Genomic DNA, 24,637 nt, shown 5'->3' with positions numbered 1-24,637 from the left:
CAACCTGGCTGTGTCCGCTAAAGTGTCCGTCAAAGTAGACCTCAGTCCGTTCTGTAGGCAGTTTACTGAAAAATTGCAGCAAGACAATAAATAAGGTGAACAAAAAGGGAAGTATTTATATGGATACCCCGCAATTGTTTTACAAAAAATCATCATTCATACAACATGTGTAGAGACCGACAAAAAAATAACTATAAAAGCGAATAATGGTAAGAACAGTAAAGTCCACCTCTTTTCAAACACGCATTCCAAAGTTACAATTAACTGGAGGCAGTGACTTAGAGAAGAGGTGAATAGTGTGCTTTTAGCTTTATTAGGTGGAAGGTTCGGACGCAACAAAAAGTCTGATGCTGAAATAATGGTTTTGCAAGCACAAGGTGGCGATGAACAAGTATTGCATGAGTTGCTTTTTTCCTATTCACCTTTTATGAAAAAGACAGCTTCTCAAGTATGCAAGCGATTTATCGATGACCATGATGATGAATACAGCATTGCACTTTCTGCATTCAACGAAGCAATTGAAAAATTCGATCAAACCAATAATGCTTCGTTTCTAACATTTGCTCACCTCGTCATTCGCAGACGGCTAATTGATTTTATACGTAAAGAAAGCCGAAGAGATGAATTTAGCCACGACTTCATGACAGCGGAAGAGCCAGAAGCACATAATGGCCTTGCTGATCATGCTGCAGCTATGGCTTATTCGATAGAACAGCAAAATCAGAAAAGAAGTGAAGAAATATTTCTGTATGAAAAAATGCTTCAACAATTCGGCTTATCTTTTCAAATACTGGTAAAAGTGTCTCCAGTTCATCAAGATACACGTCTTACTTCTATTCAAATTGCCCAGTTAGTAGCCGAAACTGATGAGTATAAACAATACTTGATGGACAAGAAAAAGTTGCCAATCAAAGACATTGAAGCGCTCGTAAAGGTGTCGCGCAAAACGATAGAGCGCCATCGAAAATACATAATAGCAATGGCTTTACTGCAGATGAGCGATTTGCATTTTTTAAAAGAATATTTGAAGGGGCGATTAAACTAATGCGGAGACAATTGGGAATATGCATTGAATTGAATAACAATCGCTCTGTTTTTCTATTGAAAGATGGTCGAATCGTTAAAGGACTGCCTGTGGGCAAACCTGTACTAGGAGAAGAAGTTTTGTTTGATCTAGCTGATAAGAAAAGAGCAATCTATCGACAGCCCGTTATGGCTCCTCTAACAGCGGCTCTAGCTGCTGTTGCGTTGTTCGTTTCTGTTTTAGTGTTTCCCGCTGAAGAAGCATTTGGCTATGTCCAAGTTCAGATCAATCCAGGCATAGAACTAGGGATAAATGATGACTATGAGGTTGTATCTATCCGTGAACTAAATAGCGATGGGCAACAGCTGATTGAACAACTCGGCGGTTGGGAAAATGATTCTCTTCATGTTGTATTGGATCGGGTCTTTGAGCTGGCAGTCACAGAACGAACAAAGCAAATCACCATTACTGCAGTCGAAGAAAATGACAACAAAACCGACGAGTCTATAAAGAAAGTTGTTATGGCGGTTTCTTCAGATGTGAAAAATGAACAACTGGCAATTCAACTAAAGCGAGCCACAAAAGAACAATGGCGTCATTCAAAAGAAAACCAAATGCCTGTCGGACAATTGATTCATAAAGTTGAAACTTTGGAAATTCAGCAATCGCCTAAAGTAAACGATTCAAATCAGGAAAAAGAAGAAATGCCTACAAAAGAAAATAAAGCAGAGAATGAACACAAAAAACAGAATAACACCAAAGACATAAACAAAAAAGAGAAGGAAAATAAGCCAGTAGTAGGTCCGAAACCGAATTCGCCCGCAGTTCAAAAGAAAAATGAAAATCAGTCTATCCGAGCAAATCAACAACAAAAAACATCAACACAAAATATCCATCCATCAAAGTCTCTCAATAAAGTTGAAACTCGCGCTCCTATAGAAAAACAGCAAAAAATAGATCCGGTAAAGCCAGTTCAAAAAGAAAAATCTACGGAAAAAAAACAACAGAAAGAGACACAGAAACAGCAGCAAAACAACAGAGCTGTAGAACAGAAAAAGAATCCATCAACTACTACTAAAAATAAGTCTCAGTCAATACCAAACGACCAAAAGAACAATGAAAAAATCCTAAACAAAGCAATAAAGACCAGCTTTATAAACAAAAGAATAAAGATGTATCTCCGAATGCAGAACATAAACCAAAAGACAACGAGTAAATTTTTTCTTTGCACTGACAGCTGTTCTAGAGGACGTAAGGTGTTGTTTTTGAATTGCTAAAAGCTTGTTCATTGGACCAACTAAAATAGATTATCGATTTCTCTTTCTTTTTGTCTCATCTTTTCATAGAATGAGAAGAGAGTAAAACGCCGAAGGGAATCAATGTCTTATGAATAATTCATTTCAAAAAGTACGAAATCTAACACCTGCACAGGTTATTGTTTCGTATTATTTTGTGGCAATTGCTGTTTCCTTCTTATTATTGAGGTTACCAAATGTCCATAAACCAGGGATGACCATCCCCTTAATCGATAGCTTGTTTACTGCAGTAAGTGCTATAAGCGTAACGGGCTTATCCGTAATTAATGTTGTGGAAACATATACAGTATTTGGTATCGTTGTTTTAATGTTTATCTTGCAACTTGGGGGCATTGGAATTATGTCCATCGGAACATTTTTCTGGCTTCTTGTGGGTAAACGTATTGGGTTACGTGAACGCCAATTAATCATGGTTGATCACAATCAATCGAGTATGGCGGGCGTTGTTAAACTGATTCGCGAAATTGTGAAAATTATGTTGCTAATAGAAGCGGTCGGTGCAATTATCCTAACAATTTATTTTACGCAGTATTTTCCAACATTCCAAGAAGCGTTATTACATGGTGTATTTGGTTCAATTACAGCCACCACTAATGGAGGATTCGATATTACAGGCGAATCGTTAATGCCGTATTTTAATGATTATTTTGTCCAAATTATTAATATGATTCTCATTATTTTAGGTGCTATTGGTTTTCCGGTATTAATTGAACTAAAGGAATTTATTTCGAATAAGCAAAAATATTTTCGTTTTTCTCTTTTCACAAAAATCACAACGAGTATATTTGCAGTGTTACTAGCAGTTGGAGCTATCGGTATTTTCTTATTAGAATCGGTAAAAGCGTTTAAATCGATGAGCTGGCATGAATCGATATTTGCGTCGATTTTTCATTCGGTTTCCTCTCGATCAGGCGGTTTGGTTACAGTCGACATCACGCAATTCAGTGACGCCACAAATGTTTTTATGAGTGCCTTAATGTTTATAGGTGCATCTCCAAGTTCAGCTGGTGGCGGTATTCGCACAACTACTTTTGCAATCGCGATTTTGTTTTTGATTAATTTTGCACGAGGAAAAAACACCATTCAAATTTTCAAGCGCGAAATTGAGCTAATTGATGTCTTTCGGGCGTTCGCAGTTATTTTCTTGGCATTTTTTATCGTCTTTGCGGCGACCCTTGCACTTCTTATTACGGAGCCCACTGCTACGGTTGTGGAAATCATATTTGAAATCACCTCTGCTTTTGGAACATGTGGAATGTCTTTAGGCATTACAAGTGATTTGTCAGAAATCGGGAAGTTTATCATCATGGCTTTAATGTTTGTTGGGCGTGTTGGACTGATTTCTTTCCTCTTCACAATTGGCGGTAAAACAGATCCAACTAAATTCCACTATCCGAAAGAACGCGTAATTATCGGGTAGACCCAGGAAGGTGTCATTTGAGAAGAAAAAGACTATAATTAGTGCAATGCAGCTTAAATAGCGGAAAGAGTGAATAGGATGAACGAAGAAATCAAACAATCTCTGAAATTATTTATTGTGCTGTCGCGTGCACATAAAGCAATCACTGAACAGACCAATCAATTTTTCCAGGCGAGTGGCGTAAATCCAACTGAATTTGCGGTTTTAGAGCTTTTGTACCATAAAGGGAAACAACCGCTTCAAAAAATAGGTGGCAAAATATTACTAGCAAGTGGTTCTATTACTTATGTTATTGATAAACTCGAAAAAAGAGGCTATATTACGCGTGTTAATTGTCCGAGTGATCGCCGTATCACTTATGCAGAAATATCAGCCCAAGGTAAAGAATTCATGGCACAGATTTTTCCGGAACATGAAAAAAAATTGCATGAATTAACAGAAGCGTTATCGAATGAAGAAAAAGAGCAAGCCATTGAATTGATGAAAAAACTAGGTTTGTCGATCAAAGATTTATCATACTAATTCAAAAAAGGCCATCCAAAATTTGGATGGCCTTTTTGAATTGATGGATGTCTCTATTGGAGTACTCATTATTCAACTGATTGAATCGTTTTCCCCATAGAGATAAAATCTTCTGTTGCGTTAACCGTGTTGTCATCAAAAATAGTTAGACGCACAATCAGTTTATCGTTTTCGTAAACAATCCCGGTTACACTGCCTTCAGTACTTGGCACTTCGAAGGCCGCAGATTGTTTGAAGTTAGCACCATCGAAATTACTGGCTTCAACTGCTTCCGTATCTGGATTAACAGCTTTTAAGGTTTGTTTCATGCTTTCTGTTGCAGAAGCAAAATCGATGTCCTCAGGAGAAAACGTCTCAATTCTCATAAAAACGGCTGAATTATCCGAAACATACAGTGAATCTTTGTTTGGCTCTTCTGCTGTTAGTTCGTAACCATCTAAGACATGCAGTTCGTAGTTTTGTTCATCGCTTTGAATTAAGGTACCTGCAGCTTCTTCAACTGATTCGTCTTCGCTTGTAGTGGTGTCTTCAGTACTTTCTTCAACTGATTCGTCTTTGCTTGCAGTGGTGTCTTCAGCTGGTGCTTCTACTGGCTCAGTGTCTTCTTCGACAGTAGCTGCAGTTCCACAAGCTGCCAATAGCATAGCGATCATTAGAGCGGATGAGAATAAAAATAAGTTCTTCTTCATAAAAAAAATTCCTCCTATCGGTTTGTCTAGTAGACGTCCCAGAAAGAGGAATGTTTCACTTTAAATCGCTAGTGGGAAAATCAAAAATAACAAGACGATCATAACCAAATGAGAAACGATGATAACAGGTAAACTTCTTTTCCATTCATAAAGCAAACCAAGAATCAATCCTGTGATGATTCCAGTCCAAGCTCCTGGCCAAAATCCACCTAATGCCAGTGCCAGACCAAACAAAACAGAGCTCGCTAAAATTGCCAATGGCGTCGAGCAATAGTGTTTAAACTTCTGCTGAACAAGTCCTCTCCAAAAAATTTCCTCACCCGGTACGATGATAAACATTAATAGTAGGTAGTGCCAAATCGTAACAGGTGCAAAATTTGCTAGAAAACTTTTGACAGATCCAGCTATATTGAAAGGTGTTAATAGTAATAGCTGAAATCCGGCAGCAACGAGCCCGTAAAGAAGTGTTCCAAAGACTAATCCGTAAACCAAAGATTTCCACGTAACAAGCTCGTCAAAAATTTTAACGAATATAATAGCGAGAGACATTAATATCAGCATCGCAAATGTGTACATATACCAAAAAATAGCAGTATTTTCAAAAGCTAAATTGTATAAAAAGAAAGCTAGTGGCAGCATCAAAATCAACGGATGCTGTTTTAAAAAGTTAATCATGTAAATCCTCCTAAAAATTAAAGCCGTATTCCATTTTAATGACTCGGTAAAGACAAAGGTGTTCGACTTGTTTTCTTGCTGTATACTAATTCTAGTACAGGTGTTTTTTGACATGTCTTAAGACAGTCTCGTACAGTATATGCTAAATAGAATAGTAGCGTCCGTTTAGTATTATACCAGAAGGAATTAGTAAAACTAAGACAAAAGGAGAACAATTCATGACTGACTATAACGAGCAACTCGAAGCGTTAAAAAATGGTGAAATCGAATCTATTACAATTGAAAAAGAAGATTTTCTAGAATTCCGCAAGGTTTTGATTGAACGTGAGGATTTTAAGCATTTTAAAGGCACAGCCTATCATCACGGAACGACCAGTTATATCTACACCGAAGAACCGTCGAAATAAGAAAGCATAATTAGAAGCGGAGGGGACAATGTGGAGAAATTAACACAGGCTAGAACACAATTAAATCAATTAGTAGTAGGTAGAGAAAAAGAGATTGATTTTATGTTAATTGCGTTGATTCAAGGGGGACATGTACTGCTTGAAAGTGTACCGGGTTCAGGTAAGACGTGGATGGCTAAAGCATTTGCGGGGTCATTTGCTGGTCAATTTCAGCGAATTCAATTTACACCAGACGTTTTGCCGTCAGACGTTACAGGCATTCGTTTTTTCAATCCGAAGACGCAGGAATTTGAATTACGGGCTGGCCCAGTTCAAACTAATTTACTACTAGCGGATGAAATTAACCGAGCGACACCTAGAACGCAGTCAAGCCTGTTGGAATCGATGGAAGAAAAACAGGCGACCATTGATGGAGAAACTATACAATTGCCAGATCCGTTTATCGTCATTGCTACACAAAATCCCGTGGAATCGCAACAAGGAACATTTCCACTTCCTGCGGCACAACTGGATCGCTTTTTGTTTCGCCTAGAAATTGGGTATCCAAATCAACAAGAAGAGTTGTCTATCATTCGGAATTTTCGAGATAACGTTTCCCATAAAAAAGAAATTCTACCAGTGGCATCAGTTGAAGATGTTCGGAAATGGCGCATTGAAGCGAGTAAAGTAGCAGTTCACGAAGACATTGAAATGTATATTGTTTCACTTGTCCGCGCAACACGTGAACATCCATCAATTGAACTTGGCTTGAGTTCTAGGGCGGCTCTGGCACTTGTTCATGCAGCTCAAGGAAGAGCATTTATCGAAGGTCGAAATTTCGTAACGCCAGATGATGTAAAGTATATACTCGAACCCGTCGCGGTCCATCGGTTAATGCTGACAGCTGAAGGTATGCTCATTCAGGAGCCCACAGCTATTTTACGTGAAATTGCCACTTCTGTTGCTTCACCGGTAGAGGCGTTTTAGATGGTGTGGATGCGCCATGCTGACGATACGAAAAATATGAAATGGGTATTGGGCTTATTAATTGCCTTATTCTTTATGGCAATGATATTTTTACAGTTTTTAGCTGCAGCTGTCATCTGTTTTGCAGCAACAGTAGTGGGGTTGCAAATTCTCTATTTAGACCGAGCCGGCAAGAAATTGGTTTTTCAAAACAACCGCATACGTAAGCGTCTTCTTTATGGAGGAGATTCTTCTTGGGAACTTGTTTTTAAAAATGAAGGCTTGCCCATTTGGAACGGTCAATTGAAAATTTGGTTTCATGATGCAGTAGAGCCGAAAGGTGACAGTGCAGTGAGCTATGGAGATTTAGTAGAAGTTGATCTTCCTTTTACCATTGGCAGTAAGCAGACAATTGAAATTGATGTGCCAATTACAGGTAAAAGAAGAGGACTGTCGCGTATTCAGAAAATGGAGCTACTCATTGCTCATCCTTTTGGAGAAGGCAGCATAACTCTGGAGTATCAGCCGGCGATTTTACATGAGCAGCTGGTCTTTCCAAAACTTCAAAAATACCCTTTTCGGTATACGCCATCCCGTCAAAAACCGGGTCAATTCAATTTGCAACATACTTTGTTTGATGATGCCTTTCAGCCAATTGGTACGAGGGATTACGTGTCAACAGACCAATTCAATCAAATCCATTGGAAAGCCAGTGTTAGAATGCAGCAATACCAGACAAAAATTTTTTCGACAGTAGCTAATGAATCAATGCTCTTTGCGCTTAACGTGTCAGCCTTTTATGGCACTATTCATGATTTAGAAGATAGAATTGAAGAATTGGCTAGTTATATTGAGAATTGCTTTAGCGCCGGTGTGCCTTATGCAGTAGCAGTTAATATTCGTTCAGCCGGTAAAATGCCTTATTTATATTTGTCTACAGGACTCGGACAAAAGCAACGACATCAGGCGTTAGAACTGCTATCGATTATTTCCAAAAATAATGCTACACTGCCTTACCGCACAATGCTGGGACATTTGGATATGCATATAGAACTGCCTTATACAACTTATCTATTAACTGATACACCAAGTGACGCTTTACGCTTTATTACGAAATGGAGTGGTCAAACAGAATTGACCGTACTGCCAAGCAGAAAGGAACGTGATTTGGCATGACATCACGCTTACCATCTGCCATTCACTTTATGCTAGATGCTTTTATCATTGCGTTGGTCCTGGTTTTTGCTGATACACAAGGAGCCTTGTCTGTAGCTTGGATTTGGTTGTTGCTCGCATGGCTAGTCTCCGTTAGTTCGTACCTCCTTTTTTCAAGGTATTCGTATCAATTAGTAGGAGGGATCGGTCTTTCCACTGTTGCGACAGTAAGTATGTGGGCAATGGGTATGCCGTTATGGTTGACGACTATTTTAGGGATGCTGTCTGTTTACTTGCTTCATGCACGGTATTCAGTACGTTACAAAGAATTCAATTACGGTCACTATTTTTTAATGAAATTCACCGTAGTTTTTAGCATCTGCTGGATATTGGTACTGCTAAATCCAAACCAGCAAACAAGTCGCCTCCTGTTTTCCATCGTGCCTGTTGCCATCTTATTTTATGTAGGTGCGCAATTGCTCTATAGCTATCTTCATACGAGACAAGCCGGTGCAAAATTTAGCCAAGTAGCGAGTGTGTTTGGACTTCTCGTCAGCATTCCTTCCGTGGTAGCAATCAGCATCTTTTATATAGCTGATGATGTTCGGAGATTAGCCGGATGGGCAGTGGGAGGAATGATACGGGTTGTATTTTGGCCACTTGCGTTATTGCTTGAGCAGGTAAATGAATTTTTAGCAGGCTTATCAACAGAAGAAGAAATGCAAGAAACCTTAGAGGTACTTGGTCCCGATGAGGAAATAGCGCAACGTGAAACTTTGGTAAGCGAAACAATGCCGTCAGATTTTCCAATTGAAATTCTTTTAGGAATCGTGATGGTCATAAGTGCAGTAGTACTGATAATATGGCTGAAAAAAATCAAGCCGGATTCAGAAACGCCTGTACCCAAAAGCACAATCCGTATGAAAAGGCATAATCATTTATCTACAGAACTGTTCGTATCGACTGCTAAGGAATCTCCAGCTAGCAGGGACTTGCATCAAATTAGAGAAGTTTTTCGCAGTCTTGAACTAATGGCCAAAGAGCGAAAACTAGAACGGCAAAGTCACGAGACAGTCCGAGAGTGGATAGCACGAATGGATTGGGACGTATCAGCTTCTTTTTACAAAACCTACGACCGTGTCCGATATGGCGATAAACAGTTGCCGGAATCACAAGCTTCAAACTTTATCGCTGAAATTGAAAAAATAAAAAATCACTATTTGAATAAAAATGTTTAATTTGTTTTCAAGTCGGGCATAGTATACTTGAACAACAGCAACATTCTCATTTCCCCCTTTTGTGGTCGGTCCGTTTACGGATCGGCTTCTTTTTTGCGCTTAATAAGCGAGAGAGTAGTTCTTGTATCTACATAAGTGAATATCCTAAAGATGTTTGCTAAACTGAAGCTATATACAAAAGGAGGAACTACATATGAAGATTGGATTTATCGGAACTGGCGTGATGGGCAGTAGTTTGGTTAAGCATTTGCTCGACCATGAGCACGAGGTTTCAATCTTTACACGAACTGCTAAAAAAGCGGAAAGCTTAGTAAAAGCCGGTGCATTCCTTGTTGATTCACCTCAGCAAGTAGCGAATAACTGTGAACTCATTTTCACTATGGTGGGCTATCCAGCTGATGTTGAAGAAGTTTATTTTGGTGAGCGAGGCCTATTGGGGAATGCTAAAAAAGGAACGATACTTGTGGACCTAACCACTTCTCAGCCACAGTTGGCCCAAAGAATTTTTGAAGCAGCTACACTGGAAGGTCTCCATGCGCTGGATGCACCCGTTTCTGGTGGCGATATCGGTGCTAAAAATGGCGTATTATCGATTATGGTAGGTGGAGAAAAAGAAATTTTCAAGCAGATTTCTCCAGTTTTCAACTTATTCGGTGAAAATATCGTATTTCAAGGTCCTGCTGGTTCAGGGCAACATACCAAAATGTGCAACCAAATTAACATTGCCAGCACAATGATTGGGGTGTGTGAATCGCTTATTTATGCAGAGAAGGCGGGATTAGATCCTGAACGTGTACTGCGTTCTATTTCTTCAGGCGCAGCCGGTTCCTGGTCACTGTCAAACTTAGCACCTAAAATGATTAATGAAGATTTCCGCCCCGGTTTTTACATCAAGCATTTTATAAAAGATATGAAAATTGCGGCAGAAGAAGCAGAAAACTGGGGATTGGATTTACCGGGTCTTCGCTTATCTCTAAGCATGTATGAAAAAGTAGCAGCACAAGGTCACGAAGAACAAGGTACGCAAGCTTTAGTAGAATATTATCGATCATAAAAAAACTGGAAACCTCTACAGGTTTCCAGTTTTTAAAAATCAATCAAAATAGGATTTTTTAGGTGAATAAAATCGGTCAACTTGTCTTGGCTGATAGGATTTAGTGAAGTTAGAACGTACCACTTCTTTTTTTTGCGGTTCTAATCCAGTCAGCATCCGTAAAATTTCTTTCGCTACTTTCAAGTTCATTCGGCTAGGAGGATTGCGGTACGTATCGTCCAAGTGGCCTAAATGTTCGAGCGACGAGAAGTCTTCTTTTTTCGGAAGCATGTGAAAATAATAATTGCCGCATTTTACGAGGACTGAAGATTGCTGTTGACTTTTCTGAGGGTTTTTACTGAAGTGTAAACCAATTTTTAATGCACGTTGTTGTATAATCATTAAATTTAACGCTTCTTTCTTCAGTGCATACAAATAATGATTATCAGGAGCAGTTTTTGCATGGCGGTTAACAGTGAAAATGGCTTGCGCGATATCTGAATCTGATTTAGTAACTGGCATGAACTCATTCCTTTCTTACAAAATAGTGAGTAGTTCAGCTTTATCATATCAAAATTATTAAGCACTGTATACAAAAGCTCCATGTGCAATAAAAGGGGAAATCAATGACTTTGTAGAATGCTTTAGTTAAGGTGATCGAAACTGTCTGCAGTTTAGCTAACGAAATGTGGGCAAACAAAGAGCACTGATTTATGTGTTGTAATTTAATCAAAAGGGGATGTTTACATGTTTACGGATCAAACGATTATTGTTACAGGTGGCTCAAGTGGTATGGGACTGCACATGGCTAAGAAATTTGCCTCAGAAGGAGCTAATGTCGTCATCACAGGACGCGATATGGAAAAACTCAACGAGGCTGTGAAAGCGATTGCAGGAGACCGCGGTTCTGTCGAAGTTTTTCAAATGGATGTACGGGAACCTGAACATGCTAAAGCAATGGTAAAATTCGCTCATGAAAAATTTGGCAGAGTGGACGGATTGGTGAATAATGCTGCTGGAAACTTTATTGTTCATGCAGAAAAGTTATCGCCAAATGGCTGGAAATCAGTAATTGATATTGTCTTGAATGGAACTTTTTTCTGTTCGCATGCAGTCGGAAACTATTGGATTGAGAACGGTACAAAAGGCAATATTGTAAATATGCTGGCAACGTATGCTTGGAATGCTGGAGCAGGAGTTGCCCATTCAGCTGCAGCTAAAGCAGGCGTGATGTCGTTGACACGGACGCTTGCTGTTGAATGGGGTACACAGTTCGGTATTCGCGTGAACGGTATTGCGCCTGGACCGATTGAACGAACGGGTGGAGCTGACAAGCTCTGGGAATCTGAGAAAGCCGCTAAACGGACATTAGAGTCAATTCCTCTTGGCAGACTTGGAAAACCCGAGGAAGTGGCTGAACTGGCCGCCTTTATCATGTCAGATAAGGCTTCTTATATGAATGGGGAAATCGTCACCTTAGATGGTGGGCAGTGGCTGAATAAGTTTCCTTTTTAAGTAAGTTCATGCAACAATTAATTAGTTTCCGAAATCTTGATGTGTTATGATGAGTCTAACTAGACAGCGTCTAATACAGGAGATTTAAAAGGAGTAGAGTACATGATTTCATTGCCAAGCAAAGATTTTCTTGATACACCAATCGAAAACTATATCATCTCTTCCGAGAAAGTAGCGCATGTTCAAATGGGGAACAGTGCCGAACATGCACTGCTCGTCTTAACGAAGACAGGCTATTCAGCCATTCCGGTATTGGATTCGAAATACCGCTTTTGCGGTTTAATCAATGCACAACGGATAACTGACGCGATTCTTGGAATGGATCATATAGAATACGAGCGGCTTTCTGATATCCGCGTGGAAGATATCATGGAAAAAGATTTGCCTTTGATCCACGTCAATGAACGTTTTCAAAAAGCGCTTGATATGGTCATTAACCAGAACTTTCTATGTGTAGTAGACGACGAAGAAATGTTTATGGGGATTTTGACGCGGCGTGTTGTACTAAAGCAGCTAAAAAAACAAATTTATCAATTGAAAAGATGAGCACAGTAACTGGAAAAGGTCTCGTCATAGAGGCCTTTTTTACGATGGAAGTTAAATTTTAGCGTTTCATATTAGCTGGAAAACTTTAGCGCCCGTGTAGACGTAACGGGCGCTTTCGCTTTTTTTAATAGCTAATCGAAAAGAGGTTTGTTGAATGGAAGGAACAAAAAAACCACTCGTTTTAGCGTCTGTCATGCTCGCCATGTTCGTCAGTGCTGTCGAAGCGACAATCGTCTCAACAGCCATGCCAAGCATCGCAGCTGAACTAGGTGGGTTTTCAAAATATAGTTGGGTGTTCTCAGCCTATTTGTTGATGAGTACTGTAACCGTGTTACTCTACGGTAAACTATCTGACATATTCGGACGTAAACGTATATTTGCTGTCGGTATGCTTTTGTTTTTACTCGGTTCTTTATTATGTGGATTGGCCAATTCAATAGATGAACTTATTTTTTACCGATTTATCCAAGGAATGGGTGCAGGTGCCGTCATGCCAATCGCCACGACGATTGTCGGAGACATCTACTCTAGAGAAGAACGGGCTAAAATCCAAGGTTACCTATCAAGTGTCTGGGGAATTTCGGCAGTTACGGGTCCTGCAATTGGAGGGATTCTCGTCGTCACGATTGGTTGGGAATACGTCTTCTGGATCAATTTGCCTCTTGGGATTATTTCGCTGCTCGGTGTTCTGTTGTTTTTAAAAGAGCCAGTCAATACGAAGAAACCGGTAATTGACTATAAAGGGGCTGCTTTATTGACAGCTGCTTTATCGACTATGTTGTATCTGTTAGTTGAAGGCGGCGTATCATTTGATTGGTTTTCTACGAAATCACTGATTTTACTAACTGCCAGTATCTTGTTTTTTGTGCTATTCATATGGGCAGAGCGAAAAGCCGTCGATCCGATGATGCCTTTTGAGATTTGGCGCAATAAAACTATTTTTTATGCCAACCTGGTTTCTTTGACAAATGGTGTTATTTTAATAGCAATTTCTAGTTACTTGCCAACATATGTAACGGGTGTCATGGAACAACCTGCCGCGATTGCAGGCTTCACGTTAACAGCTATGTCAGTCGGATGGCCATTAGCTGCTTTTTTCTCGGGAAGACTCTTGCTGAAAATCGGGTATTTTAAAACATCTATCGCTGGTGGTGCTTTTTTACTAATAGGATCTTTGTTGTTTGTTTTGATGCAACCCGGATTCGGTCCTTTATGGGCGGCTATGTCGAGTTTTTCCATTGGTCTTGGCATGGGCTTAACTAGTACCGTGTTTATCGTTGCAATTCAGGCTGCCGTATCTTATGAACAGCGTGGTTCTGCCACTGCTTCAAACATGTTCATGCGGAACTTAGGTAGTACAATTGGTGTTGCATTGCTAGGTAGTATTCTCAACAGTTCATTACTGCGTTATTTCGCTGACAGTGGTCAAAACTATTCTTTAAGCGCTATCAATGATTTGCTTAGTGCAGATGCTCGCGCAGGAATTCAAGTAGAGTCATTGAGGTTTTTACAACAAGCATTAGCTGAATCGCTTCAACATGTTTATTTAGTCACTGCATTTTTCGCATTGCTTAGTTTTATTTTGATTTTTGGGCTTCGTGGGAAAAAAGGAGTGAAAAGTCGTGTCAAATGAAGAGTTAATTATTAAGATATTGGCAGAAGAAGGAAATATGAGAAAAGCTGCAGAGCGTCTGTTTTTATCACAGCCAGCCTTATCGCAGCGGTTGCAGTCTATTGAAAAAGACTGGGGCCAACAATTATTTATTCGTTCGCAAAAAGGATTATCGCCTACACCTGCCGGAGAACTGGTCATTCAATATGCCAATGAAACCATACAGCGAAAAGAAGAAGTATTCGAAGTCCTGCATACGTTAACTTCCAAAGTGCACGGCACGTTAAAAATTGCCTGTGCTACGATTATTGGACAAAATTGGTTGCCAAAAGTATTAAAGGACTTTGTGACACTTTATCCAGAAGCGAAAATTCAGTTGATTACAGGATGGAGTTCAGAAATAGTTCGTGCGTTATACGACGGCGAAGCTCATATTGGGATTGTTCGTGGCCATACAGATTGGAAAGGACCGAAGTTGCATTTGTTCAAAGATACTTTGTATCTGGTAGACAAAGAAATTCGCTCACTTGAGGAACTTCTTCAAACCGATCGGCCGTTTATCCAGTTTAAAAGTGATTCTACTTACTATGAAGAAATTCAACAATGGTGGCAAAAACATTTTGCTTCAAATCCGAAACGACAAATTACGGTTGATCAGATTGAAACATGTAAGCAAATGGCCGTTAACGGAATTGGCTATGCAATCTTGCCATCAATTACGCTGACAGGAACTGAGGAAGTTCATATGATGCCATTGACTAATAATGAAGAAGAGTTAGAGTTAACACGAGATACATGGCTTATTGGATACGAATCTGCTTTTCAGTTGCGCCAAGTAGAAGCATTTGTTGATATCGTTGAAAAACATGCCGCTTTATTAAGATGAAGTGGATGAATTTTTATGCTAAATCAGATATAATAACAACATCACTTAATAGAAAGAGGTTTTATTGATGAAACAGATGGATGCAACTGAAATAATCTCGTACATACAAAATGCAAAAAAAGCGACACCCGTAAAAGCGTACATAAAAGGTCAAGGCGTTGCTGATTTGGATTATGGCACAGAGTCCAAAGTTTTCGGACAAGGCAATTCAGTAACTGTATTCGGCGAATGGGCAGATATTCAAACGGCACTAGAAGAAAATGCTGCGCTTATCGAAGATTCTGTAGTGGAAAACGATCGTAGAAATTCAGCGATACCACTACTAGATATGAAAAACATCAATAGCCGCATTGAACCCGGTGCATTTATCCGTGAAAATGTAGAAATCGGAAACAATTGTATCATTATGATGGGTGCTGTAATTAATATCGGTGCTGTTATTGGCGATGGTACAATGATCGATATGGGCGTAATTATGGGCGGTCGGGCGACAGTTGGGAAAAACTGCCACATCGGTGCTGGAGCAGTACTAGCCGGCGTTATCGAACCGGCATCAGCAACTCCTGTTATTGTCGAAGACGATGTTATGATCGGCGCCAACGCAGTAGTTCTCGAAGGCGTTCGTATTGGTAAAGGTGCAGTTGTCGCAGCGGGCGCAATCGTCATCGAAGATGTGCCTGAAAACTCCGTAGTGGGCGGCACACCAGCGCGCGTATTGAAATTAATGGACGAAAAGACTCGTTCAAAAACAGAAATCAAACACGAACTAAGACAGCTATAATCGGTGAACCCAATGGAATTAGTGAGAATTAGAAGAGCGTTGCATCAGATTCCGGAAATTGGTTTTCAAGAAGTAAAAACACAAGCTTATTTAATGGACATCATTTCTCAGTTTCCTCAAGAACGTATTGAACTTGTAAAATGGCGGACAGGTCTTGCAGTTAAAGTACGTGGTGATAACCCGACAAAAATGATTGGTTGGCGAACAGACATGGATGCTTTGGCGATTATGGAAGAAACCGAATTGGAATTCCAATCCCAGCATCCAGGATTTATGCATGCATGTGGTCATGATATTCATATGACCATTGCAATCGGGTTGTTGCACAAGCTAATTGATGAACCCATTCAAGACGATGTTGTCATTTTGTTTCAACCAGCTGAAGAAGGACCTGGAGGCGCCTTGCCTTTTCGGGAATGGCTGAAAACCGACAAGCCGGATTTTCTACCTGATTGTATTTATGCTTTGCACATTGCACCAGAGCTGCCGGTTGGTACTGTGGGTACACGATCTGGATTATTGTTTGCCAATACATCAGAACTGTTTATCGATCTTCATGGTAAAGGCGGACATGCGGCTTTTCCTCATTTGACAGAAGACATGGCGATTGCAGCCGCTTCTATGCTGATGCAGCTCCAAACCGTGGTCAGTCGCAATGTGAACCCGATGGATTCGGCCGTGCTCACCATTGGCAAGTTAAGCGCTGGAACGGTACAGAACATTATTGCGGAACATGCACGGCTAGAAGGTACAATTCGCACACTTACTAGTGAATCGATGAGCCAAGTTAAACAGCGTATTGAAGCAATTTGCCGAGCGGTTGAACAAGCAAATAATTGCCAAGTCCACATTGATTACGGTTCGAGTTACCTTGAAGTTAAAAATGATGAGACTTTAGCAGAAAATTTCTTGCGCTACGCCAGCCAGGTTAAAGGCATCCAAGCAATACAAAGCGATGCCGCGATGACTGGTGAAGATTTTGGTTACTTTACCGAACAAATTCCAGGGGTTATGTTTTGGGCAGGTGTTTCGTCAGCGTATGGACTGCATCATTCAAAATTGAATCCTGATGAACAAGTTCTTGAGTTGATGCCAGATTTTCTACATGGCTTCTTTTTAAAAAGTTAAAAGCAGACAGCTCAGGCTGTCTGCTTTTTTGTATAAGGAAAATTAAATAAATAGAACGATACAGATTGAACTAATGATTGCCACTTGTCGATATTCCGCAAAACAGCTGTGCTTTTGGGTTCATAGGGTGTGAGTCATACAACTGGCGCTACAGGACTTCGCACCAGTTGAAAAGAGCTCGCAGGAGCCTCCATTGCTTTGCTCAATATCTTCTAGTTAACAATGGAAATATAGATAACACTTTCTTATTCAACGAGAAGCTTGTTTACTAGGATATCATCAGCAAGAATTTTTGATTCAAATTATTTAGAATTAATTGTGAGAAGATGGAACTAATTTAATTTACTAGCGTACTAATAAGGAGACGAGTAAAAGGGGGATTATCATGCATAAACGCTTGCTGGCATTTTTTGTTTTCGCATTATTCATGACTTTGTTTACTATGCCACAACCTTCTTTAGCAGCGCCACAAATCACTATTGATTCGAGTGCTGGTTTTCAAAATAAAGTAAAGTATGAAAAAGGGTTGCCTCTTCAGTTCACAGTAACCAATGAAGGATCAGCATTTTCTGGAGATTTGGTACTCAGTTTTTCAGAGACGTATAACCTCGGAGCTGGTATGGCCTTGCCAATAGATCTTGCAGAAGGCGAAAGCAAAACGCTGCAAATCGCTTCATCCGGATTATCTGATATGTATTACTCCGGGGCACCGAGCGACCAAAGTATCTTCTTGTTTGAAGGTGGTTGGGAAAAAGGAAAGTCCATTAAGTTTAAAGGCAAGAAAACGATACAGCCATCTTACTATACACCAATGTCATTATTTGTAGCGACGTTAACAGATAATCCAGATCGTTTATCCCCTTTAAAGCAATTGAACGTTCCAACAAGTGAAGGAATCGAAGTGTTTCACCTCAATCAACTAAAAGAATTTACATTACCGACTGAAGTGCAGGCATGGGACATGATCGATTATTTGGTCATTGATGAGTTTGCTTATAGTGATTTACCGGCATCTACCCAAAAAGCAGTTTTACAATGGATTCAACAAGGTGGACACGTTGTTACAGGATCCACAACTAACCTACAAGCAGAACTTGGCAATTTGAGCGAATACCTGCCTTTGGAATTAGCCGATGTGACCGATGTGAAAGTTCCAGGATTAGAAACAGCAGTTCCTGTTTTTCAAGCAACAGTCAAAGAAGGGGCGACAGCTAAGCTGCAAAAAGACGGTCAAGTTTTTGCTGCCACACAATCAGTTGGCTCGGGTAGTTTGACACAAATGAGTTTTTCGCTTGGAGACGAAACGGTTTCCACACAAAAAGGCTACAGCCAAATGATGTCGAGTTTTTTTCCAGCAGTTGCTACAAACTCTAACTCAATGGGTGGACAATCCATACTCGATTATATGACCTATGAAGTAGGAAGTGTTAACGAGTTGTTTGAAAGCTTTGAAGTGTCAAAACCATTTATATTGGCGATTGTATTATTCTATATTTTATTGATTGTCCCAGTACTCTATATCGTACTGAAGAAAAAAGACAAGCGAGAATATGCCTGGGTTATCATTCCAGCAGTTGCTGTATTAACTTCTATTGGATTATTCGCTTTTGGTGCAAAAGACCGAATTGGTAATCCACAAATTCAACAAACTGGCTTTTTTGAAGTAGACGCGGATAGTGGATTAAAAGGTTATTACGTTAATTCATTATTGTCAAACCGCGGTGGCAACTACCAGTTTACAGCGCCTGCTTCTACTACAATGACTAGTCGCATAGCTAATGAATTTTCTTCAACAGAGCCTTATCTTTCGGCAATGTTGGAAAGAGGTGCAACCAATAGTCAAATGACTTTGCGAGATATGCGTTACTGGTCTGTACAATCGATTATGGGACAATCCTATATAGAAGATAGTGGTGACTTCGCTATCGATTTAACTGTAGCTGACGAAAAAATTACGGGAACTATTCAGAATAACTTTCCGTTTGCGGTTGAAGAGATTTCAATTTGGACAGGTACACGTCTTATGGATGTCGGTAAGCTCAATCCTGGTGAAACCTTGAAAGTTAATGAACCCGTTCAATCAGCGATCTTGTCACCGGCTGCGCCTGTCGGTCAATCCTATGCCTATCAGCCAGTAGCAAATGTAAAAGAGTTGGAAAAAGCGCGTCGTCAAACTTTACTATCCACATCTTTCGAACAATTATCTGAAAACGGTAAATCGCCTTACGTAATCGCTTATACGAAAGATGCAATTGTGCCAATCACACTTGAAAATCAACGAGCATCTGTAGAATCTGTCCACCTGATTGCACAAAGTTTTAAACCGCAATTAACATTGGAAGGTGATATCACATTAAATGTAGATGCCTTGACGTTAGATCTTGTGGCAGCCAATAATACAGGGTTTTTTGAAAATGTCTCAAATGATCCGTATCTCTATTATTTTGAACCTGGTGAATTTGACCTGACCTATACTTTGCCAGAAGAAATTGAGTTGAAAAAATCAACATGGACTGAATTAGCACTTACTAAAACAGGACAAAACGTCACTGTCAGCCTATTCAATGTGGACAGCGGAAGTTACGAAGAAATTACAGAGGCTAACCCAAAGTTTGCTGAAAATGCAAAACAATATATCGGTCCAGAAGGCGCCATCAAACTAAAGTTGAAAGTTACCGAAAGTTCGAGCAACCCTGAAGTGGTTGTGCCGAAAGTCAAATTGAAAGGAGTGATTGCTCCGTGATTGAAACAATTGGATTAACAAAAAAATATGGGTCTTTTTATGCCTTACAAGATTTAAATTTAGTAGTTGAAGACAGTACAGTTTTCGGCTTTGTAGGTGCAAACGGGGCAGGCAAATCAACCACCTTTTCAATTTTGGCTACGCTTCTTCAACCAACAGCTGGTGATGCCTTTATTAATGGAATAAGTGTGACGAAAAACCCTCAAGAAGTGCGCAAGCAAATTGGTTATATGCCCGATTTCTTTGGTGTTTATGACCAACTAAAAACAGATGAATATTTAGATTTTTACGGTGCTAGTTATGGGATCAAGCCAAAAGAACGCGCTGTATTAATCCCGAAGCTTTTGGAACTGGTTAATTTAGAACATAAGCGTTATGACTACGTCGACTTATTGTCTCGCGGCATGAAACAGCGGCTTTGTTTAGCGCGGGCGCTGATTCATGATCCGAACATCTTAATATTAGACGAACCTGCTTCAGGACTAGATCCACGTGCACGTGTAGAAATGAGAGATATCTTACGAGAGTTAAAAGCTATGGGCAAAACGATCTTAATTTCTTCTCATATTCTTCCAGAACTTGCTGAAATGTGCGATAGCATTGGCGTCATTGATAACGGAAAATTGATTGCACAGGGTTCTGTAGCTGACATTCAAGCGCAACTTCAAAGTGAAAAAGTACTCCGTGTCAAACTAGTGGGCGATATGCAATCCGTCATTGCATTTTTTGAAATGGATCCGTTTGTTTCTCAAATAGAAGTACAACAAGACAAAAATAGCATTCAATTTTTCTACAGAGGAACAGATGAAGATCAACTGCAGTTGTTGCAACGAGCTATCCACCAAAAACTGCCGATTTTATCGTTCTCAGAAGAAGAGACGGATTTGGAAGATGTCTTTATGGCGATTACAAAAGGAGTGGAAATCGGATGAAAACCCTTTTTGGCAATCCCGTACTAGTGAAAGAACTTAAATTGCGCTTTCGTAACTTAAAAAGCTTTACCGGGATTTTGTTTTATTTAATTGCGATGAGCGTCTTTGTTTTCGGTTTCATTTTTCTAGCTACATCCTTAACAGGTAATGGTTTTTTTCGTCCGGATGAAAGTTTTATGTTATTTAGCATCATGACGTATATTCAATTAGGATTGATTTTATTCATTACGCCAGCATTAACAGCTGGGACCATTAGTACAGAACGTGAAAAACAGACCTTGAATATTTTACTGACAACTTCGCAAACTTCTTTCCAAATTATTTTTGGGAAAATGACATCATCCATCGCCTTTTTGTTGTTGATGATTGTGTCGGGGTTACCAATATACAGTTTAGTGTTTTTATACGGGGGCGTTTCGCCCAGTCAGTTATTTTATATTTTCTTGTTTTATATGCTGACCTTACTGGCAATTGCTAGTATAGGTGTCATGCTATCGACCTTGATTCGAAAAACCATTGTTGCCATTATCGCAACATACGGAGCCATGATTTTCATCGCTGGTGTTACCGCCTTTTTCTTACTGATTTCGGTTCAAGTTTCTCAAATGGGTTCGGCGGTGTCTTCAATCTCACCAATGGCTCATTTTTGGGCTACCATTAACCCGCCGGCAGTGTTGCTAACTTTGCTGCAGCCCTCAATGGAAGAGCAATTGCAAAGCTTAACGATGGTCCCCATTCCTCTGTGGATTGGTTATGCCATTTTCTATGTTTTGGTATCAGCCGGCTGTCTTTTATTGGCTGTCAAAAAGCTGCGCGTCAATATGAATAAATACAAATAAGGAGGGACTTTCATGAACAATCGTGATATACGCAGCTATGTTAAAAAAGTTGAGCGGCTGTTAAAAATGCTTCATATCAGCCGTGTTTTTCAGTTTGCATTATTTGTAGGTCTGACTTTAGCTACAGTATTGCTGTTAATATCACGGTTGTTCGTGCTTCCTTATTATGAATTTTATGCATATGTAGCAGGAGTTGCTATCGTGATAAGTTTGATTGTGTTGTCTAGTAAAGGCTTACCTAACGTGCAACAAGCTGTGCAAGAATTGGACCGTTTTACACCTCATAATCAGTTGCTAACCGTGTGGAAGCTAACAGAACAAAACACATTAACTAAAGAATTATCTCGTGAAACAGCCAAAATCATTCCGTATAGCTACCGACTATTCCGCAAAGAACGCAAAGTATGGCTACGTCCTAAGTGGTTAATCGGAGCGGTCGTTAGTGCGACGTGTATGGTCTTGCTTTTAGTGTTTCCTAGTAATTTGCAAAATCAAGCAAATGATGTGGAAAAAGAACTTGAATTGGTAGAAGATATTAAGAAAGAAATTAATGAGATAAAAAAACAAGCAGAAACAAAAGTAGTTAAAAAAGAATTGGATGCACTACAAGCAACAATCAAAGATAAAGAAAATCCAGAAGCTATATTAAAAGAAATCGTCAAAAAACAAAAAGAATTAGATTTGAAAAAACGCCAGCTGGCAAAAGGAAAAAACCCGGATGCTAAAGAAATTAGCGAAGATATTGAAAAAGCTGCTGGGCAATTAGCTGAGAAGGCCGGAAACACACAAACAGCTTTGAGTAATATGGGAAAACCTGTAGCATTTCCATTACAACAAACTATAGCCAAGCGAGAACAATCAACTAGTAGCAAAGACAATGATTCTTCTGAAGGCAAATCTTCTGACGCAGAAGGGAAATCTAGTGAATCTAATTCTAGTGGGCAAGCATCAGAAAACGGAGAAAGTGAAACTACTGAAACAGCTGGAGAGTCAGAAAGTAGCCAATCACAAAACCAAGGGCAAGGGCAAGGACAAGGACAAGGACAAGGGCAAGCACAAGGACAAGGACAAGGCAGCGGAGCTGGTAAAGGTCAAGGAAGCCGAGATTTGTTAACTGTACCTTCTCGAATTGGAGGTCGAAGTGACATATCAGTCGATAGCGGAAAAGTGGGAGAAGGACAAGCGGCCGGCGAACAATATGGTGCTGTTCCTGCAACTAAAGGAACGGTCCAGCCTTATGCGGACGTAGTGGGAGATTATTCAACTTCATATTTCTCAAGTGCAGATCGTCTCCAACTGCCTGCTGATTTACAAACCATTGTAGAACAATACTTTACAGATATTGAATCCGACAAATAGAAAAGAGGGCTTTTTATGACATACACGACCGATCAATTTACAGAAATGAGCCAATTGCTTCAACAAGTCAAATCCGAAATTGGACGGTTTATCGTCGGACAAGAAAGCGCGGTTGAGTTTTCTTTGTACGCTATTCTAGCGGATGGTCATGCCTTGCTAGAAGGCTTGCCCGGTCTTGGTAAAACAATGTTGATTCGGACCATTTCAGATGTGCTCGATTTGTCGTTTTCCAGAATTCAGTTTACACCCGATTTAATGCCTTCGGATATTACTGGGACGAGTCTTATTGAACGAGATGCAGAAGGACGCCAACAATTTACTTTTCGAGAAGGTCCGATTTTTCACCAAATGGTACTTGCAGATGAAATTAACCGTGCTACACCGAAAACACAAAGTGCGCTGCTAGAGGCAATGGGTGAAAAGACAGTGACCATACTTGGTGATACGAAAAAAATGGCGCGACCGTTTTTCGTTTTGGCAACACAAAACCCTATTGAAATGGAAGGGACGTATCCGTTACCTGAAGCACAAATGGACCGTTTTCTTTGTAAAATCCTAGTTGCTTACCCAAGTCGCGAGGAGCTTGCGGAAATTAGCCGCAGAACAACGGGATCTCAACTAATTCTTCTTAGTAAAAAAATGAATACAGCCAGCTTAATTGATGCACAAGATATGGTGAAAGAAGTGTTGATAGCAGAAGACATTTTAATGGTCGCTGTCGATATCATTCAAAATACGCATCCAGAGCATTCAGAACATCAAGAAATCCAGCAATTTGTTCAATACGGTAGCGGTCCTCGTGGTCTGCAAAGTTTGATCCGTTTAGCAAAAGCACGTGCTTTAATGGAAGGACGGTATCATGTATCAATTGGCGATTTAAAACATGTGGCAAAACCAGTACTGAGGCACCGCTTGTTATTAAATTATGAAGCAGAAGCAATGGGTAAAAATGTAGATGAACTGATTGATAGTGTGCTAAGTACAGCAGGAAAAGGCGTATTGAAATGACGTTATTAAATTTACCAGCTGATTGGGGCTCACGTCTTAGTCGCTATGCAATTGGAACAAAAGCAAAAATCAAGGGACACCATAAAGGTTCTCACCGGTCAATGCGTTTTGGTAGTTCATTGGATTTTTCCGATTTTCGCGAATACCATCCAGGAGATGATGTACGCCATATTGACTGGAACGTTTATGCAAGAACTGAACGTATCTATATTAAACGTTTTCTAGATGAACAAGAAATGCGTATCCATATCTTACTTGATAGTTCAAAATCAATGGACAATAAATGGCTGTTTGCGAAGCAATTAGCGTTTTCACTCGGTTTAATGGTGTTAGGAAGAGATGACCGCTTGACGGTGTCTGCTGGACAAAAACAACTGATTCCTTTTCGTAAAAAAGGGAAATCGGCAAAAAAGCTGTTTGAACATTTCGTATCTGTTATGCCCAACCCTGAAAACGTGTCATTTGCGAGTCAGGCAAGTTTTCACGCTGCTAAAGATTCTACGGTATTATTCATTGTATCCGATGGACTAGAACCACTTGCAGATTGGCAGGTGTTTTTCAGACAGGCTCCGACTTTTGCGCACGATATTCGATTTATTCATTTGACTACACAAGATGAACGGCTGCCGTCTTACAAAGGTGATTTGCGTTTTATCGACGATGAGACGCAGCAAGTAACGAGTGTGACGGTGACAGAAGAAGCACTTCGTGCCTACCAAAAGCAAAGTGACTTGCACAGTCAAGGTTTGGAATCTCTTTGTCGCACATATGGTATTGCTTATTTGCCGGTACACGTAGAAGACGGAATCGAGCAAGTGTTATTTCATCAAATGATACGAAAAAATTGGATTAGGTGAGGTGAAG

Annotated in this window: 24 protein-coding genes; 21 read left to right on the top strand and 3 right to left on the bottom strand. The window is 40.0% G+C overall.

Translation table 11 applies throughout. The features are described from left to right. The first annotated feature begins 298 nt into the window (after positions 1–298). The 4 genes from sigI (at position 299) to AJGP001_RS12125 (ending at position 4,282) form a co-directional block, all read left to right on the top strand. Entirely contained in the window at positions 299–1,045 is a 747-nt protein-coding gene (gene sigI, locus AJGP001_RS12140) for an RNA polymerase sigma-I factor (RefSeq protein ID WP_071153563.1), read from the top strand. Between the two features lie 119 nt (positions 1,046–1,164). After that, positions 1,165–2,301: an anti-sigma-I factor RsgI family protein gene (locus AJGP001_RS12135; protein ID WP_143039515.1), complete on the top strand. Its 1,137-nt coding sequence runs from the start codon at positions 1,165–1,167 to the stop codon at positions 2,299–2,301. A 109-nt stretch (positions 2,302–2,410) separates the two neighbouring features. Then, positions 2,411–3,760, top strand: coding sequence for a TrkH family potassium uptake protein (locus AJGP001_RS12130; protein ID WP_058384782.1), 1,350 nt, complete (start codon positions 2,411–2,413; stop codon positions 3,758–3,760). 78 nt (positions 3,761–3,838) lie between these two features. Beyond that, entirely contained in the window at positions 3,839–4,282 is a 444-nt protein-coding gene (locus tag AJGP001_RS12125; protein ID WP_058384783.1) for a MarR family winged helix-turn-helix transcriptional regulator, read from the top strand. A gap of 68 nt (positions 4,283–4,350) precedes the next feature. Here AJGP001_RS12125 and AJGP001_RS12120 read toward each other — a convergent pair whose 3' ends face one another. Both AJGP001_RS12120 and AJGP001_RS12115 read right to left on the bottom strand, forming a co-directional pair. Continuing rightward, positions 4,351–4,971 carry a hypothetical protein gene (locus AJGP001_RS12120; protein WP_071153565.1) on the bottom strand — a complete coding sequence of 207 codons (621 nt, stop codon included), beginning with the start codon at positions 4,969–4,971 and terminating at the stop codon, positions 4,351–4,353. Between the two features lie 60 nt (positions 4,972–5,031). Continuing rightward, the gene (locus tag AJGP001_RS12115; RefSeq protein ID WP_078080585.1) at positions 5,032–5,646 is read right to left on the bottom strand and encodes a CPBP family intramembrane glutamic endopeptidase; all 615 of its coding nucleotides are present in this window, start codon (positions 5,644–5,646) and stop codon (positions 5,032–5,034) included. 218 nt (positions 5,647–5,864) lie between these two features. Between AJGP001_RS12115 and AJGP001_RS12110 the strand changes: the two genes are divergently transcribed. From AJGP001_RS12110 to AJGP001_RS12090, 5 genes are all read left to right on the top strand, one after another. Next, positions 5,865–6,053 carry a hypothetical protein gene (locus AJGP001_RS12110; RefSeq protein ID WP_058384786.1) on the top strand — a complete coding sequence of 63 codons (189 nt, stop codon included), beginning with the start codon at positions 5,865–5,867 and terminating at the stop codon, positions 6,051–6,053. Between the two features lie 30 nt (positions 6,054–6,083). Further along, a complete protein-coding gene (locus AJGP001_RS12105) occupies positions 6,084–7,019 on the top strand; it encodes an AAA family ATPase (protein WP_071153566.1) in 936 nt (311 codons plus the stop codon). Continuing rightward, positions 7,020–8,174: a DUF58 domain-containing protein gene (locus AJGP001_RS12100; protein WP_071153567.1), complete on the top strand. Its 1,155-nt coding sequence runs from the start codon at positions 7,020–7,022 to the stop codon at positions 8,172–8,174. Continuing rightward, positions 8,171–9,391, top strand: a complete 1,221-nt coding sequence (locus AJGP001_RS12095) for a hypothetical protein (RefSeq protein ID WP_071153568.1) — start codon at positions 8,171–8,173, stop codon at positions 9,389–9,391. Before AJGP001_RS12100 ends, AJGP001_RS12095 begins: the two co-directional genes overlap by 4 nt. 193 nt (positions 9,392–9,584) lie before the next feature. Then, positions 9,585–10,445 (top strand): NAD(P)-dependent oxidoreductase, encoded by an 861-nt coding sequence (locus tag AJGP001_RS12090; RefSeq protein ID WP_071153569.1) that lies wholly within the window; start codon positions 9,585–9,587, stop codon positions 10,443–10,445. A 39-nt stretch (positions 10,446–10,484) separates the two neighbouring features. On the opposite strand, the gene AJGP001_RS12085 is transcribed toward AJGP001_RS12090, so the two are convergent. Then, positions 10,485–10,946, bottom strand: coding sequence for a YkyB family protein (locus AJGP001_RS12085; protein WP_071153570.1), 462 nt, complete (start codon positions 10,944–10,946; stop codon positions 10,485–10,487). Between the two features lie 225 nt (positions 10,947–11,171). On the opposite strand from AJGP001_RS12085, the gene fadH reads away from it, so the two are divergent. The 12 genes from fadH (at position 11,172) to AJGP001_RS12025 (ending at position 24,630) form a co-directional block, all read left to right on the top strand. Next, positions 11,172–11,939, top strand: a complete 768-nt coding sequence (gene fadH / locus AJGP001_RS12080) for a 2,4-dienoyl-CoA reductase (protein ID WP_058384792.1) — start codon at positions 11,172–11,174, stop codon at positions 11,937–11,939. A 102-nt stretch (positions 11,940–12,041) separates the two neighbouring features. Next, on the top strand, positions 12,042–12,485 hold the full coding sequence (gene cbpB, locus AJGP001_RS12075) for a cyclic-di-AMP-binding protein CbpB (RefSeq protein ID WP_071153571.1): 444 nt from the start codon (positions 12,042–12,044) through the stop codon (positions 12,483–12,485). A gap of 154 nt (positions 12,486–12,639) precedes the next feature. Beyond that, a complete protein-coding gene (locus AJGP001_RS12070; protein WP_071153572.1) occupies positions 12,640–14,118 on the top strand; it encodes an MFS transporter in 1,479 nt (492 codons plus the stop codon). Beyond that, positions 14,108–14,983, top strand: coding sequence for a transcriptional regulator CcpC (locus AJGP001_RS12065; protein ID WP_058384795.1), 876 nt, complete (start codon positions 14,108–14,110; stop codon positions 14,981–14,983). The genes AJGP001_RS12070 and AJGP001_RS12065 overlap by 11 nt, the downstream gene beginning before the upstream one ends. Positions 14,984–15,050: 67 nt before the next feature. Then, complete coding sequence (gene dapD, locus AJGP001_RS12060) at positions 15,051–15,764, top strand: 2,3,4,5-tetrahydropyridine-2,6-dicarboxylate N-acetyltransferase (protein WP_071153573.1); 714 nt, start codon at positions 15,051–15,053, stop codon at positions 15,762–15,764. Between the two features lie 12 nt (positions 15,765–15,776). Beyond that, positions 15,777–16,892, top strand: coding sequence for an N-acetyldiaminopimelate deacetylase (locus AJGP001_RS12055; RefSeq protein WP_078080584.1), 1,116 nt, complete (start codon positions 15,777–15,779; stop codon positions 16,890–16,892). Positions 16,893–17,277: 385 nt separating this feature from the next. After that, the gene (locus AJGP001_RS12050) at positions 17,278–19,635 is read left to right on the top strand and encodes a hypothetical protein (RefSeq protein ID WP_071153574.1); all 2,358 of its coding nucleotides are present in this window, start codon (positions 17,278–17,280) and stop codon (positions 19,633–19,635) included. Further along, a complete protein-coding gene (locus tag AJGP001_RS12045; protein ID WP_071153575.1) occupies positions 19,632–20,567 on the top strand; it encodes an ABC transporter ATP-binding protein in 936 nt (311 codons plus the stop codon). Before AJGP001_RS12050 ends, AJGP001_RS12045 begins: the two co-directional genes overlap by 4 nt. After that, positions 20,564–21,406: an ABC transporter permease gene (locus AJGP001_RS12040; RefSeq protein WP_058384800.1), complete on the top strand. Its 843-nt coding sequence runs from the start codon at positions 20,564–20,566 to the stop codon at positions 21,404–21,406. Before AJGP001_RS12045 ends, AJGP001_RS12040 begins: the two co-directional genes overlap by 4 nt. 12 nt (positions 21,407–21,418) lie before the next feature. Beyond that, a complete protein-coding gene (locus AJGP001_RS12035; RefSeq protein WP_071153576.1) occupies positions 21,419–22,765 on the top strand; it encodes a hypothetical protein in 1,347 nt (448 codons plus the stop codon). Between the two features lie 15 nt (positions 22,766–22,780). Further along, the gene (locus AJGP001_RS12030) at positions 22,781–23,773 is read left to right on the top strand and encodes an AAA family ATPase (protein ID WP_058384802.1); all 993 of its coding nucleotides are present in this window, start codon (positions 22,781–22,783) and stop codon (positions 23,771–23,773) included. After that, positions 23,770–24,630 carry a DUF58 domain-containing protein gene (locus tag AJGP001_RS12025; RefSeq protein ID WP_071153577.1) on the top strand — a complete coding sequence of 287 codons (861 nt, stop codon included), beginning with the start codon at positions 23,770–23,772 and terminating at the stop codon, positions 24,628–24,630. Before AJGP001_RS12030 ends, AJGP001_RS12025 begins: the two co-directional genes overlap by 4 nt. Positions 24,631–24,637 lie beyond the last annotated feature (7 nt).

Source organism: Planococcus faecalis (genome assembly GCF_002009235.1).
Classification (GTDB): Bacteria; Bacillota; Bacilli; order Bacillales_A; family Planococcaceae; genus Planococcus; species Planococcus kocurii.
The sequence above is the reverse complement of the archived record's forward strand: the minus strand, read 5'-3'. Positions and strand labels throughout refer to the sequence as shown.

What these genes read in the sequence shown, in the direction of transcription:
- AJGP001_RS12070 (WP_071153572.1), top strand. Translation starts at nt 12,640, where the DNA reads ATGGAAGGAACAAAAAAACCACTCGTTTTAGCGTCTGTCATGCTCGCC.
- dapD (WP_071153573.1), top strand. Translation starts at nt 15,051, where the DNA reads ATGAAACAGATGGATGCAACTGAAATAATCTCGTACATACAAAATGCA.
- AJGP001_RS12130 (WP_058384782.1), top strand. Translation starts at nt 2,411, where the DNA reads ATGAATAATTCATTTCAAAAAGTACGAAATCTAACACCTGCACAGGTT.
- AJGP001_RS12110 (WP_058384786.1), top strand. Translation starts at nt 5,865, where the DNA reads ATGACTGACTATAACGAGCAACTCGAAGCGTTAAAAAATGGTGAAATC.
- AJGP001_RS12030 (WP_058384802.1), top strand. Translation starts at nt 22,781, where the DNA reads ATGACATACACGACCGATCAATTTACAGAAATGAGCCAATTGCTTCAA.
- AJGP001_RS12035 (WP_071153576.1), top strand. Translation starts at nt 21,419, where the DNA reads ATGAACAATCGTGATATACGCAGCTATGTTAAAAAAGTTGAGCGGCTG.
- AJGP001_RS12100 (WP_071153567.1), top strand. Translation starts at nt 7,020, where the DNA reads ATGGTGTGGATGCGCCATGCTGACGATACGAAAAATATGAAATGGGTA.
- AJGP001_RS12095 (WP_071153568.1), top strand. Translation starts at nt 8,171, where the DNA reads ATGACATCACGCTTACCATCTGCCATTCACTTTATGCTAGATGCTTTT.
- AJGP001_RS12115 (WP_078080585.1), bottom strand. Translation starts at nt 5,646, where the DNA reads ATGATTAACTTTTTAAAACAGCATCCGTTGATTTTGATGCTGCCACTA.
- AJGP001_RS12040 (WP_058384800.1), top strand. Translation starts at nt 20,564, where the DNA reads ATGAAAACCCTTTTTGGCAATCCCGTACTAGTGAAAGAACTTAAATTG.
- AJGP001_RS12055 (WP_078080584.1), top strand. Translation starts at nt 15,777, where the DNA reads ATGGAATTAGTGAGAATTAGAAGAGCGTTGCATCAGATTCCGGAAATT.
- AJGP001_RS12090 (WP_071153569.1), top strand. Translation starts at nt 9,585, where the DNA reads ATGAAGATTGGATTTATCGGAACTGGCGTGATGGGCAGTAGTTTGGTT.
- AJGP001_RS12125 (WP_058384783.1), top strand. Translation starts at nt 3,839, where the DNA reads ATGAACGAAGAAATCAAACAATCTCTGAAATTATTTATTGTGCTGTCG.
- fadH (WP_058384792.1), top strand. Translation starts at nt 11,172, where the DNA reads ATGTTTACGGATCAAACGATTATTGTTACAGGTGGCTCAAGTGGTATG.
- cbpB (WP_071153571.1), top strand. Translation starts at nt 12,042, where the DNA reads ATGATTTCATTGCCAAGCAAAGATTTTCTTGATACACCAATCGAAAAC.
- AJGP001_RS12085 (WP_071153570.1), bottom strand. Translation starts at nt 10,946, where the DNA reads ATGCCAGTTACTAAATCAGATTCAGATATCGCGCAAGCCATTTTCACT.
- AJGP001_RS12050 (WP_071153574.1), top strand. Translation starts at nt 17,278, where the DNA reads ATGCATAAACGCTTGCTGGCATTTTTTGTTTTCGCATTATTCATGACT.
- AJGP001_RS12120 (WP_071153565.1), bottom strand. Translation starts at nt 4,971, where the DNA reads ATGAAGAAGAACTTATTTTTATTCTCATCCGCTCTAATGATCGCTATG.
- AJGP001_RS12025 (WP_071153577.1), top strand. Translation starts at nt 23,770, where the DNA reads ATGACGTTATTAAATTTACCAGCTGATTGGGGCTCACGTCTTAGTCGC.